Genomic DNA, 14,665 nt, shown 5'->3' with positions numbered 1-14,665 from the left:
ACTCCGGGGTCAGGCGGGTTCTGGCAGGTGGCAGCGCTTGCTGCCGCCGGGGATGGTTTCGCGTTCCGGATAGCGCTCGGCGCAGGGGCCGAAGCAGCGCGGACAGCGGGGATGGAAGGCGCAGCCGCTGGGCGGCGAGATGGGATTGGGAAAGCTGCCACCCAGGCCCAGCGCCGGGAGCCCCAGCGCCGGATCCGGGGTGAGCACCGCATCCAGCAGTGCCCTGGTATAGGGATGCGCCGGCTGGGCGAACAACGCCGCCCGCTCGCGCTCCTCGACGATCTTGCCGAGGTACATCACCGCCACCCGGTCGGCCAGGTGTTCCACCACCGCCAGGTTGTGGCTGATGAGCAGATAGGTCAGGCCGAATTCACGCTTGAGTTCCAGCAGCAGGTTGAGGATCTGCGCCTGCACCGAAACGTCCAGTGCCGAGGTGGGTTCGTCGCAGATCAACACGTCCGGGCGCATCACCAGGGCGCGGGCGATGGCCACCCGCTGGCGCTGACCGCCACTGAGCTGGCCGGGATGGCTGTCGGCGGCGCGCCGTGGCAAACCCACCACGTCGAGCATCTCGGCGACCCGCCGTTGCTGCTCGGCGGGCGTGCCCAGGCCATGCACCTTGAGCGGCAGCGCCACGATCTCGCGCACCGTCTTGCGCGGATTGAGCGACGAATAAGGGTCCTGGAAGATCGGCTGGATATGCCGGGCCATGCGCTTGCGATCCACCCCGCGCAGGTGCTCGCCGCCTACCAGGATGTCGCCGCTGGTGGGTGCCAGCAGCCCCAGCAGCAGCTTGGCCAGGGTGCTCTTGCCGCACCCCGATTCCCCCACCAGACCCAGGGTCTCGCCGCGATGGAGCCGCAGCGAGATGCCATCCACCGCCTTGAGGGTGGCCAGCGGGCGGAACAGGCCGCGACCCAGGGTGAATTCGCGGCGGATGTCGCACAGTTCCAGGGCGATCTCGCGGCTCATCGCACACCTCCGACCCGGCGCAGGGGCTCGCTGGGCTGGGCGAAGTGGCAACGCGCCAGGTGCGCGCCCTCCTCCAGCAACGGCACGCTGTCGGCGCAGGCCGCCACCGCCTGCGGGCATCTGTTGCGAAAGGCGCAGCCGTGCTGCTCGCCGACCAGGCTGGGGACCAGGCCGGGAATAGCGCCCAGCGGCTGCCCGGGACGGGTCCGGCCCGGTACCGGGATGCTCGCCAGCAGCCCACGGGTATAGGGGTGTCGGGGGGCGGCGAACAGCTCGGCGGCCGGTGCCTGCTCGACGATCTGGCCGGCATACATGACCGCTACCCGATCGGCGATGCGCGCCACCAGCCCCAGGTCGTGGGTGATGAAGACGATGGCCGTGCCGAATTCCCGCTGCAGGTCGCGCAGCAGGTGCAGGATCTGCGCCTGGATGGTGACGTCCAGCGCCGTGGTGGGCTCGTCGGCGATGATGAGGTCCGGTTCGCAGAGCAGCGCCATGGCGATGACCACCCGCTGGCGCAACCCGCCGCTGAGCTGGTGCGGATACTGGCGCAGGCGCTCGCCGGCGTTGCTGATGCCGACCTTTTCCAGCATGGCCTCCGCGCCTGCCCAGGCGGCCTTGCGATCCAGCCTGCGGTGGCGCCGCAGCACCTCGGCGAGCTGGTCGCCGATGCTGTAGGCCGGATTGAGGGCGGTCATGGGTTCCTCTGGAAGATCATCGCAAGGCGATTGCCACGCAGGTCGCGCATGCCCCTTTCACCCAGGGTTAGCAGGTCGTGTTCGCCCAGACTCAGCCGCGCCGCCTGGCGCCGGGCCTGGCGCGGCAGCAGATCCATCAGCGCCAGGGAGGTGAGCGACTTGCCGCAGCCGGATTCACCCACCAGGCAGAGCATCTCGCCCTGCTCCACCTGCAGATCCAGGCCGCGCACGGCGTGCAGGGTGTCGTCCCCCAGGGGGATGTCGATGCGCAGGTCTCTTACGTCGAGCAGTGCCATGGTCAGTCCTCCGCTTAGTTGCGCCCGCTGGGCGCGGCCAGATCCCGGATGCCGTCGCCGACCAGGTTGATGGCCAGCACCAGCAGCATGAGGGCGATGCCGGGAATGGCGATCACCCAGGACGAAAAGAACATGTAGGGCTTGCCTTCGGCGATCATCAGGCCCCAGGACGGCAACGGTGGCTGCACGCCAACGCCGAGAAAGGACAGGGTCGCCTCCAGCAGGATGGCGTGGGCCATCTCCAGGGTAATCACCACGATCAGCGCCCCCAGCACGTTGGGCAGGATCTCGCCGACGATGACCCGCCAGGGTGAACAGCCCAGCGCCTGGGCGGCGGCGACGTATTCGGCGTCGCGGATCTGCTGCACGGCGGCGCGCACCACCACGGCGAAGCGATCCCACAGCAGGCAGCCGAGCAGGATCACCACCACCTGCAGCGAGCCACCTACCAGGGAGGCGGCGGCCAGGGCCACCATCACCACCGGCAGGGCCAGGCGGGTGGTCACCAGGTAGCTAACCAGGGCGTCGACCTTGCCGCCGTAGTAGCCAGCCAACACCCCGAGCAAGGTGCCGATGGCGCCGGAGATGAGCGCCGCGGCAAGGCCGATGAACAGCGAGATGCGCGCACCATAGAGCAGCCGGGAGAGATAGTCGCGGCCGAGCTTGTCGGTGCCCAGCGGATGGGCCCAGGTGCCCTTGGCCATCCATACCGGTGGTTTCATCCGCTGCATCACGTCCTGGGCATAGGGGTCGTGGGGCGCCAGCCAGGGCGCGGCCAGGGCGGCGAAGACGATGACGACGAGCAGCACGGCGCCCAGGGCGAAGCCGCGGTGGCCTAACCAGCGGCGCAGCTGGCGGCCCAGCGTCGGGCGCGGGGGCAGATAGTCGTCGAGCACGAAGGGGTTGGCGACGGTCATAGGGGCCTCCTAGCGCACGCGAATGCGCGGGTCGAGCAAGGCGTTGAGCAGATCGGCCACCAGTGTCAGCACGATGTAGATCAACGCGATCAAGAGGACGATGGCCTGCACCACCGGGAAGTCGTTGCGGGCGATGGCATCCCAGGCCAGCTGGCCGATGCCCTGCAGGGAGAACACCGCCTCGATCACCACCGAGCCGCCCAGCATGAAGCCGAACTCCACCGCGGCCAGGGCCACCACCGGGATCAGCGCATTGCGCAGGGCGTGCTTGAACAGTACCCGCGCCGGACTCAGGCCCTTGGCCCGGGCGGTGCGGATGTAGTCAGCGCCCAGCACATCGAGCATCCCGGCACGAGTCAGGCGCATCAGCGAGGGGGTGGCGTAGTAGCCCAGGGCGACCGCCGGCAGGATGAAGTGCTGCCAGCTGGTGTTGCCAGATACCGGTAGCCACTTCAGGGTCACCGAGAAGATGACGATCAGCACCAGGGCGAACCAGAAGCTGGGCATGGCCTGGCCGAAGGTCGCCAGGGTCAGCGCCAGACGGTCGATCCAGGTATCGCGCTTGACCGCGGCCAGCACCCCGAGCGGGATGGCGATGAGCAGCGCCACCAGCAGCGCGATGGCGCCCAGGGTCAGGGTGATGGGCAGGCGGCTGGCGATGAGATCCCGTACCGATTCCTGGAAGAAGAACGACTGCCCCAGGTCCAGCCGCAGCAACTGCCCGACCCACTCGACGTACTGGGTCGCCAGGGGTTTATCAAGGCCGTGCTGATGACGCACCACCTCGATCTGTTCGGCGGTGGCCTCGGGGCCGGCGATGGCGGTGGCCAGGTCGCCGGACAGGTGCAGCAGGAAGAAGCTGATGAGGGAAACGGTAAAGGCCACGGCCAGGGCGATACCCAGGCGGCGCAGGAGGTATGCGGACATGCTCGGCTCCTCGGCGAGAGGCGCCCCCGTGCGGGGCGCCGGGACGGATCAGTTCCAGTGGGCCAGGGCGAAGCGCGGCAATTCGTCCGGATAGGGCTGGAAGGCCAGGTCCGAGGTGAAGGCGTAGTTGATGGAATAGTTGAACACCGGCGCCCAGTAGGCCTGCGCGGCGATCCGCTGCAGCGCCTTGCGGTAGTTGTCCTTGCGCACCGCCGGATCCATGGCGGTGTCGGCCACCTTGAGCCAGTCGATCACCTGGGGATCCTTGGCGACGTCGTCGGCATTGCCCTTGAAATACACGCCGGTGGCCGCCGAAGCATCGGCGATGGAGAAGGAACCCCAGGCCAGAAAGGCCATGGGCACCTTGCCGGCGCGCTGCTGGTCACGCAGGGCGGCGTATTTCAGATACCGCAGCTTGGCGTCGATGCCCGCCGCACGCAGGTCCCCGATCAGCGCCTCGACCACGTCGCGGTCGCGGTAGGCGAAGATCTCGGTGCTGAAGCCATTGGGATAGCCGGCGGCCTTGAGCAGGGCCTTGGCCTTCGCCGGGTCGTAGGGGTAGCCCGGTACCGCCTTGGCGTCGCAACCGAATTGCTCCGGATAGCACGCCACCTGCAGCGGCTGGCTGCCGCCCCCCATGAGCTGACTGGCGATGGCTTTACGGTTGATCGCGTAATTGATCGCCTGGCGCACCTCTGCCTTGGCAAAGGGTGAATCCGGGCTGGAGGCGCCCTGGGCATCCATGCTGAGGAAGCCGATCCTCATGCTGGCGCCGCTCTCCACGGTGAGATTGGGCGCGGCCTTGAGTTGCTCGGCCTGGTCCGGCGCCACGCGCCAGGTCCAGTCGATGCCGCCGGTCATGAGTTCGGCGAGTCGGATCTCGGCGTCGGGAATCACCCGGAACTGGATATGGCCGATGCGTGGCTGCCCCTGGGGACTGTCCTTGAAATAGTCGGGATTGCGCTCCAGCGTGACCCCCTGGCCGCTGGTGACCGCGACGATGCGATAGGGCCCGGTACCCACCGGCTTCTGCGCGAAGCCCGCCAGGCCTACCTTCTGGAAATACTTGCCGGGATAGATGGGCAAGGGATTGGCCAGGTATTCCAGCGCGGCTGGAAATGGCTGCTTGAGGTGCAGGCGGACCTTATATTCGCCCAGCTTCTCGGCGCTCTTGATCCAGTTGACGTTCTGCTGGGTGACCACCTTGCCCTCGGGCGAGGCCACGTAGTTGAAGGTGAAGACCACGTCATCGGCGGTAAAGGGATCGCCGTTGTGGAAGGTCACGCCCTGGCGCAGATCGAAGTCGAGGGTCAGCGGATCGACCTGCTGCCAATGGGTGGCCAGCATCGGCTTGTATTCGCCGGTCTGGGGATCGCGGTAGATCAGGGTGTCCCAGGCCAGGTGGGCGAGGATGACGCCTTCACGGGCATCGTTGTGATAGGGGCTGACGTTCTCGGGCTCGGTATCCGAGGCGTAGACCAGGGTGTCGTTGGCCTTGCCGGCGAAGGCCTGGCCCTGGGCCAGAAAGAGGGAAAACGCGATGCCACAAGCGAAACCTTTGAGTCCCATGCCGTCTGTCTCCGGGGCGGTGGTTGGTCAAAGGCAGGTCCGCGAAACGCGGGGAAGGAAGTCTTGCTGAAGGCTGTTACTGATCTCTTGACCCGACTCTAGGTCTTGCCATCCCATGCCACAAGCAGAATATTTAGATGCGAGCCATGCCTTTTCGGCAAAGGAGTCCCTATGCAGCCCTACGGAATTCAGTCCACCGCCCTGCGCTATTTCCTCGAGGTGGTGCGGTGCGGCTCCATCAGCGAAGCTTCCCAGCGGCTCAATGTCGCGGCCAGTGCGGTGAGTCGCCAGATCGCCAAACTGGAGCGCGAGCTGGAGACGCCGCTGCTCGAACGCCGCGCCCGTGGCGTGGTGCCCAGCGCCGCCGGCGAGCGTCTGGCCGTGCATGCGCACAAGGCGCAGCTGGCCAGCGAGCAGGTGGCGGCCGAACTGCGCGGCCTGGCCGACCTGCGCCGCGGCCAGGTGCGTCTGGCCACCACCGAAGGCTTCTCGCTGGACTTCCTGCCCGAGGTCATCGTTGCCTTTCGCCAGGGCTATGCCGGCATCCACTTTTCCCTGGAGGTCTGCGCGCCGGCGGCGGTCACGCGCCGGGTCCAGGAAGGTGACGCCGACCTGGGCCTCACCTTCAGCCTCAGGCCTGAGCCGGACATCAGCGTCGACGCCACCTTGAGTGGCGCCATCGAGGCGGTGGTGGCGCCCGAGCATCCCCTTGCCGGCCGTACCGGGCTGACCCTGGCCGATCTACAGCCCTTTCCGCTGGCGCTGCCGATGCCCGATACCACGGTGCGCCAGCTGTTCGACATCTGCTGTGGCGTCCAGGGACTCTCCTTCGAACCCGTGCTGGTGAGCAACAACATGCAGGCGCTCTATCGCTTCGCCGCCTTGGGCGGTGGCGTGGCGCTCTCAAGCGAACTGAGCCTGCGTAGTCGACTGCGCGAAGGCCAACTGGTGGCCCTGCCCCTGCTGGACGAAGGCCTGGCCGCGCGGCGGATCGAATTGCAGAGCATGGCGGGCCGCGAATTGCCGCCGGCGGTGACTGCCTTTCGCCAGGCGCTGATCGGGGCGCTGGGGCGCTGAGTCAGCGCGGTGCACCATGACGCTGGGCGACCGCGTGGAAGGTGATGGAGCGTTGGCAAGGTGTCTACGGCGCCCGTGGACCCGGGCCCTACAGCATCCTGGAGGCGGATCCGCGGATCACTGCCATGTTGATCCATAGCGATCTCGGCATGAGCATCGGCCAGGCGCTGGGGGAGTGAACGATCGCCGCATTGTTCTGAGGAGCCTGGGGATATGAGGATCTTTCACGCCTTGCAGGAATGAGCTGCAGTACCCTTCGGGCGCCGGGCCTGCTATCTAGGCAGCATGAACCGTCTCGGCATGCTGCCGAAGACCCCCGCTCCTCTAGTCCAAGTTGAAAATGCCTTCCTTTCACACCGACCGCTACGACCTCCCCCTCTCTACCTCTTCCGCCCACGCCGCCGAGCGCTACCAGGTCGGTGTCGATCTGCTGCTGTCGCTCTGGCCGGGGGCGGCCGAGGCGCTGGACGAGGCCATCGCCGCCGATCCTGATTTCGCCCTGGCGCTTGCAGCGCGGGCGCGGCTGCAGCTGATCGACAACCAGGCCGGTGCCGCCCGGGAGGCCATCGCGCGGGCGCAGCGGCTGGTCGAGCGGCGCGGCACGGAGCGCGAGCGCAGCCATGTGCAGGTCCTGCAGCGGCTGATCGCCGGTGAATCCGCCCAGGCGCTACAAGATGCCCTGGCGCATGCCGACCGCTGGCCGCGGGACATCCTGATCCTGGGCTTGCCCCTGGGTGCTTTCGGTCTGTTGGCATTTTCCGGGCGGGCCGATCACGATCAGGCGCGGGTCGACCTCTGCGAGCGCCATGCCCGTCATTTCGCCGCGGATGACTGGTGGTTCCTGACCTACCGCGGCTGGTCCCTGGGCGAGAACGGCGAGGTGGTGCGGGGCCGTACGCTCACCGAGCGGGCGCTGGAGCTACGCCGCCACAACGTCAATGCAGCCCATGCCCTGACCCATGTCCTGCACGAATCCGGCGACAGCCAGGCCGCGCAGGCCCTGATCGCAGGCTGGCTGCCCGAGTACCCCCATCACGGTACTCTGCATGGCCATATCGCCTGGCACGGCGCCCTGGTGGCCCTCGAACAGGGCGACATCCAGGGCGCGCTGGACCTCTATCAGCGCTTCGTAGCGCCAGCCGCGTCCACCGCCGGTCCGCTCAACCGGGTCAGCGACAACGCCTCCTTTCTCTGGCGCCTGGGGCTTTATGGCCACGAGGTGCCAGCCGACCTCTGGCAGGCCACCGCGGCCAGTGCGTCCGGGCTGTTCCAGCAACCGGGGCTGGCTTTCGCCGACGTCCATATGGCCCTGATCGCCGCGGCGACCGGGGATCGGCAGGCGCTGGAAGAACGCGTGGCCGGACTCGAAGCCCGCCTGTGCGACGGCACTCTTTCCGCCGGACCGGTCGTCCCCCTGCTCTGCCGCGCCTTGCTGGCCTTCGCCGACGAGGACTATGACGGCTGCGCACGGCTGCTGGAGCCGCTGCGCACGGATGTCGCCCGCATCGGCGGCAGTGGTGCCCAGCGCGAGGTCATCGAAGACACCCTGCTGGTCGCCCTGCTGCGCGGGGGTGAACACACCAGGGCAGGCGCACTGCTGGACGAGCGCCTGCACCGGCGGCCTTCGACCCGCGATCGGCACTGGCGGGCCAGCCTTGCATCCTGATCCGGAATGGTCACGGACTACCCGGTGATCAGTTTTACCTCATCTCTTTATCTGTAGACGCAATTTCAATATATTTGCATCTACAGATTGGAGAGTCCTATGTCCCAGGTCGTTGCCGTTGAGCAGTTTTCGAAAAGCCAGAGCACGGCCGGCCTACGGGCAGCGCTCAACATTCTGGACAGATGGCAGGCCTCCAGTGAGCAGAGTTGCCGCATCTTGCGCATCTCGCGCAGCACCTACAGCCGGGCCTTGCAGCGGGAAGGTAACTGGGCGGTGAGTCTGGATGCCGATCAGCTCCAGCGTGTCAGCCTGGTGCTGAACATGCATTCTGCGCTACGCCTGATCTTCGACAACCCAGAAAACGTCTACGGCTTCGTCGCCATGGCCAATCACAATGAGTTCTTCAATGGCCGTTCGCCTCTGGAGATCATGGCCCAGGGCGACATGATCTCGCTCTATGAGACCTTCCGGCGTATCGACGTCCTGCGCGGTGCCGGATGGTGAAGCTGGAAGACCTGCCTCTGCTCGCGGATGAGCGGCTACAGGGGCATCGCCTGATCAACTCCAAATTTCCGCCAATCGACCTGTTCGACGATGTCGCCAATGCCGAGGACTTCGCGGCGCTGCACCAGTTGCAGACTCTGACCAACCCGCGACTGCAGAACGAGCTAGGGCGTCTGGAGCTGATCCCCCTGGCACAGATCCCCTTCGGTATCTCTGGCTGCTCCTATGCCGTGGCACCTTTCACCCATGTAAACCCCGCAGGGTCTCGCTTCAGTGATGGCAGCTTTGGCGTTCTCTACCTGGCCGACCATCCCGATACCGCCCTTGCCGAGGTTCGCTATCATCAGCAGGCGTACTGGTCGAAGGTGCCCGCGCTGAAATATGAGCGGTTCGTCTTCCGCAATCTTTCGGTGAGCTTCTCTGAAAAGGGCTTCCGCGATGCCCTGGTGCTGGCAGCGACCGATGCCCTCTACCACCCCGCAGACTACGGCGCGGCGCGCAGTCTTGGCGCCGCCGCCAAACGCGCCGGCTGCCCAGGCCTGCGCTATCGCTCGGTGCGGCGTCCCGGCAACCACTGCTGGGCATTGCTGACCCCAGGACGGATCAGTGCAGTGGTCCAGGCGGCGCCGGTTGAGATGATCTGGAACGGCGGCATCATCAGCGTCAATCGCATCACCGCCGTGCCGGGCGAGCCGACCTGATCAGGTAGCGCCGCCCTCAGGCGTGGGTCAGATACCACCGCCAGTCCTGCTCTCCCACCTCGGCCATGAATTGCCGGTATTCCGCGCGTTTGATGGCGAGGTAGACCTCGATGAACCGCTCCCCCAGCGCCTCCTTGATCCACGCAGAGCCCTCCAGCACCTGCAGCGCGGTCAGCCAGTCGGTGGGCAGCAGGTCGGTGGCCTGCTCGTAGCCATTGCCGACGATGGCGGGTCCCGGGTCACGCTCGTCACGGATGCCTTCGTGGATGGCGGCGAGGATGGCCGCGGCGGCCAGATAGGGATTGGCATCGGCGCCGCAGATGCGGTGTTCGATATGGCGACTGCTGGCCGGACCGCCGGGCACGCGCAGGGACACGCTGCGGTTGTTGACCCCCCAGCTCTTGGCCAGCGGCGCATAGCTGTTGGCCTGGAAACGGCGGTAGGAGTTGGCGTTGGGACAGAAGATCGCCAGGGCATCCAGCATCCGGTGCTGCATGCCGCCGATGGAATGACGCAGCAGCGGCGTGCCTTGCGGGTCCTCGCTGGCATAGAGGTTGTTGCCCTCGGCGTCGGCCAGGCTGACGTGCAGGTGCAGGCCACTGCCCGCCTGGTCGCCGAAGGGCTTGGCCATGAAGCAGGCCTGTAGGCCGTGGCGGTTGGCCACGCCCTTGACCAGGCGCTTGTAGCGAACGCCTTCGTCGATGGCCTGCAGGGCATCGAAACGGTGTAGCAGGGTCAGTTCGAGCTGGCCGGGGGCGTATTCGGAGATGGCCGTGCGCACCGGCAGGCCCTGCACCTCACACGCAGCGTAGAGGTCATCGAGAAAGGGCTGCAGCTGCTCCAGTTCGTAGACCCCGTAGACCTGCGGCGAGCCGGGTCGCACGCCATTCATCTGCAGCGCCGGTTGCGGCCGGCCCTGGGCATCGCGAGTGCGGTCGAGCAGATAGAACTCCAGCTCCACCGCCATCACCGGCTGGAAGCCGTCGGCCTGCAGCCGCTCGATCACCCGTACCAGGGCGTGCCGGGGATCGGCGGGCGTGGCCGGCAGCCCCTGGGTCGGGTGCATGCTCACCTGCACCTGACCGGTCGGGGTGCTGCGCCAGGGTTGCAGGGTCAGACTGCCGGGCAGCGGATAGGTCCAGCAGTCGACGTCGGCGACTTCCCAGACCAGGCCAGTGGCCTCCACGTCTTCCCCCTGCAGGGTCAGCGCCAGGATGGAGCTGGGCAGCGGCCGGCCCTCCTCGTAGATGGCCAGCAATTCGTCACGGTGCAGTAGCTTGCCGCGGGGCACGCCATTGGCATCGATCAGCATGAGTTCGATGCTGCGCACCTCGGGGTGGGCGGCGAGGAAGTCGCGGGCTTCCTGGGCGTCGGCGAAGTTCATGGCTGACACTCCCGGGCGCCGGGCAGCGCCAGGAGTTCGGCGAGGCCCTGGTCGAGGGTGGCGAGCAGTAGATCGACGTCTGCCGCAGCGAGATCCGGGCAACACAGGGTCATGTTGTGGAAGGGCGTGATGAGGATGCCCCGGTTGATCAGATAGAGGTGCAGCGCCTGCTGCAGGCTGTCATGGAAGGCGGCTTCCGCCTCGGCGCCCGTGGTGGGCGGCGTGGGGCAGAACTGGAATTCGCAGCGGGCGCCCAGCTCCGTCACCGACCAGGCCAGGCCATGGCGGGCGATCACCTCGCGCAGACCGGCGGCCAGTCGCGCTGCCAGCGGCAGCATCCGTTCGTAGGCGGCCGGCGTCGCCACTTCCTCGAGGTTGACTCTCAGGCAGCGCATGGCCAGGGCATTGGCTGACAGCGTGGTGCCCATGCCGCTGTGCCCATGGCCGTGGCTGGTCTCGCTGGCGTGCTGCTGCGCCAGGCGCATGGCCTGGGCCATCTCGTGGCTGCAGCCATAGGCCGCACAGGGCACGCCCCCGGCGATGGGTTTGCCGAAGGTGATGAAGTCCGGCTGCAGCTTCCAGGCGCGGGTACAGCCGCCGGGGCCGGTGGACAGGGTATGGGTCTCGTCGATGATCAGCAGGGTGCCGTACTGCCGCGTCAGGGCGCGGACCTGGTCCATGAAGCCCGGGGTGGGCAGCACCATGCCGATGTTGGTCATGGCCGGTTCGCAGATCAGCGCAGCGACGTCGCCCTTCGCCAGGGCCGCCTCCAGCGCGGCCAGGTCGTTGAAGGGCACGGCCCGGCTGGTCTCGGCCAGGTTGTGCGCCTGGCCGATCAGGCCGCCGCGGTGCACGGTGCGCCCCTCCTGATGGCGCACCATGACATCGTCGACGGTACCGTGGTAGCAGCCGTCGAACACCAGCAGCATCTTGCGATTGGTGATGGCGCGCGCCCAGCGGATGACATAGCGGTTGGCGTCGGTGGCGGTGGTCGCCACCTGCCAGAACGGCAGGCCGAAGCGCTCGGCGAGCAGCTCCCCGGCGACCACGGCATCCTCGCCGGGCAGCATGGTGGTGAGTCCACGCGCGCCCTGCTCGGCCAGGGCCCGGGCGATGGGCGCCGGCGAATGGCCGAACATGCTGCCGGTGTCGCCCAGGCAGAAGTCGATGTACTCGTGGCCGTCGACGTCATGGAAGCGCGCACCCTGGGCATGGCTGACGAACAGGGCGCTGGGCATCGACCAGTCGTTCATCCAGTGCATGGGCACGCCGCCGAACAGTGAGTGCCGGGCCCGCTCGGCCAGGGCGAGGGATTTGGGATTGCGCGCCAGGAAGCGCTCGCGTTCGGCCGCGACAAAGGTCTGGACGGCGGCTTCGCTGATACCACTGGTGGTCATGTCGGATTCCTCTTGGGTGGAGGGCGGCTCGGCCCGGGCTCAGTGCCCGGCCGAGACGCCGCAATCGATGGCCAGGTCCGCGCCGGTGATGGAGCGGGCGGCGGGTTGGCACAGGAAAAAAGCCAGCTCGGCGACTTCCTCGGGCTGGATGAAGCGCGCCTGCTCGCCTTGCGGATACTTCTCCAGCAATTCCTGCAGATAGGCGGCGGGATCGCCATTGCCGTAGCGCTCGGCCTGAAAGCTCAGCATGGGCGTCGCCACATCGCCGGGGGAGATGCTGTTGCAGCGCACCCCGCTGGGCGCCAGATCCAGCGCCAGGGCCTTGGTCATCAGGGTCACCGCGCCCTTGCTGGCGCAGTAGACGGCGGCGTTGCGGTTGCCCTGGCGACCGGCATCGCTGCTCAGGTTGACGATGGCGCCGCGAGTTTCCCGCAGCGCGGGTATGGCCGCGGCGCAGAGAAAGAAGCTGGCCTTGAGATTGACGTCCAGCACCAGGTCGAAGTCTTCCTCGCTGAAGGTTTCCGCCGGGCCTTCGCGCCAGACGCCGGCGCAATTGACCAGGGCGTCGAGTCGACCCAGGCGGTCCAGAACGCGGGCGACCACCTCCCGGCTCACGCTCGCGTGGCGCAGGTCGGCGGCGTGCTGACCGGCAAGGCGGCCGTCGGCCTGTAGCGTCGCCAGGGCCGCGCCGTCGAGATCGGTGCCAAAGACCCGCCAGCCCGCCTGCAGAAAATGCTCACGCACCGCTCCCCCGATGCCCCCCAGTACCCCACTGACCAGTACGACCGGCTGCATGTCAGGCCCCCTTGTTTTCGATGCGGCTGTTGCCGCCGTCCACCACCAGGTACTCGCCGGTGATGTAGCTCGCCTCGGGCGAGGCCAGGAAGGCCACCGCCGCGGCGACCTCGGCGGGGCGACCGGCGCGGCCCACGGGGACTCGGGTCGCGGCCAGCAATTCTTCCGGCAGGCTGGAGGCGGTCTCGATCCAGCCGGGCGCCACGGCGTTGACCGTGATGCCCTGCCCGGCCACCTCCAGCGCCAGACTCATGTTCATGCCGACCATGGCCGCCTTGGCCGCGCTGTAGGCCGCCGCCTGCGGAATGCCCGCCCGGGTGCCGGTGGCGGAACTGACGTGGACGATGCGGCCATAGCCGCGCGCCTGCATGCCGGGCAATACGGCACGGGTCAGCAAGAAGGCCGTGCTCAAGTTGCGCGCCAGGGTCAGATTCCAGTCGGCCAGAGTCATCCGCGCCATCTCGACCAGGGGCTCGGGACTGCCCTGCATGGTCATGCCGGCGTTGTTGACCAGGATGTCAATACGGCCCCAGCGCGCCTCGGCCCACTGGCAGAAGTCGCCAACGGCGGCCTCCTCGGTGAGATCCAGGGCCTGACCATCAGCGGTGACGCCGGCGGCGCGCAATTCCGCCACCCGTTCGGCGATGCGCGCACTGCTGGCGGTGACGATCAGCCGTGCCCCCGCCGCGCCCAGGCGGCGGGCTATCGCCATGCCGATGCCGGCTTCGCTGCCGGCACCGCTGATCAGGGCCACCTGGCCCGCCATCGACTCGCTCATGTCGCTGTCTCCATCGTTGTCTGACTGGACTCTAAGCCTGTCTGGCTGATACAAAAAGACGATCGTTATCAGCGAAATTGACAACCATGGCCTTTACCAGCGAAACGCTTCGGGTCTTCCTCGCCGTCATCGACGAGGGCTCCTTTTCCGCGGCGGCTCGCGTCCTGGGGCGGGTGCCGTCAGCGGTGAACATGGCGATCTCCCAGCTGGAGGCCGAGCTGGACCTGATGCTGTTCGACCGCGCCACCCGCAAGGCCTTGCCCACCCCCGCCGCGCGCGCCCTCGAACCCCAGGCGCGGCAGGTGGCCAGCCAGCTCACGCTGCTCGACGCCCATGCCCTGCAATTGCACGCAGGGCTGGAACGGCGCTTCGTGCTGGTGATGGCGCCGGAGTTGCAGACTGGCGCCTGGAGTCGGCCGCTGGTGACCCTGGCCGAGGAATTTCCGGCGCTGGAAATCGAGATCCGCTCGGCGGCGCGCGCCGAGGCGATCCGCCTGCTGCACGAGGGCAGCGTCGACATGGCGCTGATCTTCGAGCGTCCGGGGATCAACGAGCAGGAAGGCTTCGCCGAGGCCGGCAGCCAGTTGCTCACGGCGGTGGCGGCACCTGGCTATCCTGCCTCCCGCCAGGATCGACCTCTGGGCGAAACGCTGATGGCCGATACCCGCCAGATCGTGGTGGCCGGCGGCGACCGCAACGCCTCGGATCCGCAAATCGTGCTGTCGCAACGGGTCTGGCTCACCGACAGCTATCTGGCGACGCTGGACCTGGTCCAGGCGGGGCTGGGCTGGGCCTATCTGCCCCATCCGCTGGTGCGTCCGCTGATCGCCTCCGGCCTGCTCGAACAGGTGCAATTCGACAACATGGCCAGCCAGATCCGTCGCTGGATCGACGTCATCTGGATCAAGAACCGCCCCCAGGGTCTGGGCGCGCGGCGCTATCTGCAGCTCTTGCGCGAGCAGATCGGCACCAAGCCGGAATAGC

Annotated in this window: 14 protein-coding genes and 1 pseudogene; 6 read left to right on the top strand and 9 right to left on the bottom strand. The window is 67.5% G+C overall.

Features of this window, described 5'->3' with window-relative positions:
• Positions 1–9: 9 nt before the first annotated feature.
• The 5 genes and pseudogenes from V6W80_RS10780 to V6W80_RS10760 form a co-directional block, all read right to left on the bottom strand.
• Complete coding sequence (locus V6W80_RS10780; RefSeq protein ID WP_338547045.1) at positions 10–972, bottom strand: ABC transporter ATP-binding protein; 963 nt, start codon at positions 970–972, stop codon at positions 10–12.
• Positions 969–1,966, bottom strand: a pseudogene (locus V6W80_RS10775) (ABC transporter ATP-binding protein). The gene V6W80_RS10780 and the pseudogene V6W80_RS10775 overlap by 4 nt, the downstream one beginning before the upstream one ends.
• A gap of 14 nt (positions 1,967–1,980) precedes the next feature.
• A complete protein-coding gene (locus tag V6W80_RS10770) occupies positions 1,981–2,883 on the bottom strand; it encodes an ABC transporter permease (RefSeq protein ID WP_338547043.1) in 903 nt (300 codons plus the stop codon).
• A gap of 9 nt (positions 2,884–2,892) precedes the next feature.
• Positions 2,893–3,810 (bottom strand): ABC transporter permease, encoded by a 918-nt coding sequence (locus V6W80_RS10765; RefSeq protein ID WP_160922414.1) that lies wholly within the window; start codon positions 3,808–3,810, stop codon positions 2,893–2,895.
• Between the two features lie 48 nt (positions 3,811–3,858).
• Positions 3,859–5,379: an ABC transporter substrate-binding protein gene (locus V6W80_RS10760; protein ID WP_338547041.1), complete on the bottom strand. Its 1,521-nt coding sequence runs from the start codon at positions 5,377–5,379 to the stop codon at positions 3,859–3,861.
• Positions 5,380–5,550: 171 nt separating this feature from the next.
• Here V6W80_RS10760 and V6W80_RS10755 point away from each other — a divergent pair, with 171 nt between their 5' ends.
• The 5 genes from V6W80_RS10755 (at position 5,551) to V6W80_RS10735 (ending at position 9,327) form a co-directional block, all read left to right on the top strand.
• Positions 5,551–6,456 carry a LysR family transcriptional regulator gene (locus tag V6W80_RS10755; RefSeq protein WP_338547039.1) on the top strand — a complete coding sequence of 302 codons (906 nt, stop codon included), beginning with the start codon at positions 5,551–5,553 and terminating at the stop codon, positions 6,454–6,456.
• A 44-nt stretch (positions 6,457–6,500) separates the two neighbouring features.
• Positions 6,501–6,635 (top strand): hypothetical protein, encoded by a 135-nt coding sequence (locus V6W80_RS10750; protein ID WP_307774001.1) that lies wholly within the window; start codon positions 6,501–6,503, stop codon positions 6,633–6,635.
• A gap of 161 nt (positions 6,636–6,796) precedes the next feature.
• The gene (locus V6W80_RS10745; RefSeq protein WP_338547036.1) at positions 6,797–8,122 is read left to right on the top strand and encodes a tetratricopeptide repeat protein; all 1,326 of its coding nucleotides are present in this window, start codon (positions 6,797–6,799) and stop codon (positions 8,120–8,122) included.
• Positions 8,123–8,221: 99 nt separating this feature from the next.
• Positions 8,222–8,626 carry an antitoxin Xre-like helix-turn-helix domain-containing protein gene (locus V6W80_RS10740; protein WP_338547035.1) on the top strand — a complete coding sequence of 135 codons (405 nt, stop codon included), beginning with the start codon at positions 8,222–8,224 and terminating at the stop codon, positions 8,624–8,626.
• Positions 8,620–9,327, top strand: coding sequence for an RES family NAD+ phosphorylase (locus V6W80_RS10735; protein ID WP_338547034.1), 708 nt, complete (start codon positions 8,620–8,622; stop codon positions 9,325–9,327). The genes V6W80_RS10740 and V6W80_RS10735 overlap by 7 nt, the downstream gene beginning before the upstream one ends.
• Before the next feature lie 16 nt (positions 9,328–9,343).
• Here V6W80_RS10735 and V6W80_RS10730 read toward each other — a convergent pair whose 3' ends face one another.
• The 4 genes from V6W80_RS10730 to V6W80_RS10715 are packed head-to-tail and all read right to left on the bottom strand — an operon-like array spanning position 9,344 to position 13,681.
• Positions 9,344–10,711 (bottom strand): glutamine synthetase family protein, encoded by a 1,368-nt coding sequence (locus tag V6W80_RS10730; RefSeq protein WP_338547033.1) that lies wholly within the window; start codon positions 10,709–10,711, stop codon positions 9,344–9,346.
• Positions 10,708–12,108: an aspartate aminotransferase family protein gene (locus V6W80_RS10725; protein WP_338547032.1), complete on the bottom strand. Its 1,401-nt coding sequence runs from the start codon at positions 12,106–12,108 to the stop codon at positions 10,708–10,710. The genes V6W80_RS10730 and V6W80_RS10725 overlap by 4 nt, the downstream gene beginning before the upstream one ends.
• Positions 12,109–12,147: 39 nt before the next feature.
• Positions 12,148–12,903, bottom strand: coding sequence for an SDR family NAD(P)-dependent oxidoreductase (locus tag V6W80_RS10720; RefSeq protein WP_338547031.1), 756 nt, complete (start codon positions 12,901–12,903; stop codon positions 12,148–12,150).
• Position 12,904: 1 nt separating this feature from the next.
• Entirely contained in the window at positions 12,905–13,681 is a 777-nt protein-coding gene (locus tag V6W80_RS10715; RefSeq protein WP_338547029.1) for an SDR family NAD(P)-dependent oxidoreductase, read from the bottom strand.
• Between the two features lie 86 nt (positions 13,682–13,767).
• Between V6W80_RS10715 and V6W80_RS10710 the strand changes: the two genes are divergently transcribed.
• Positions 13,768–14,664 (top strand): LysR family transcriptional regulator, encoded by an 897-nt coding sequence (locus V6W80_RS10710; RefSeq protein ID WP_338547028.1) that lies wholly within the window; start codon positions 13,768–13,770, stop codon positions 14,662–14,664.
• Position 14,665 lies beyond the last annotated feature (1 nt).

Source organism: Pseudomonas benzopyrenica (genome assembly GCF_036884265.1).
Lineage (GTDB): Bacteria > Pseudomonadota > Gammaproteobacteria > Pseudomonadales > Pseudomonadaceae > Chryseomonas > Chryseomonas benzopyrenica.
This window is presented reverse-complemented; position numbering and strand designations above follow the sequence as displayed.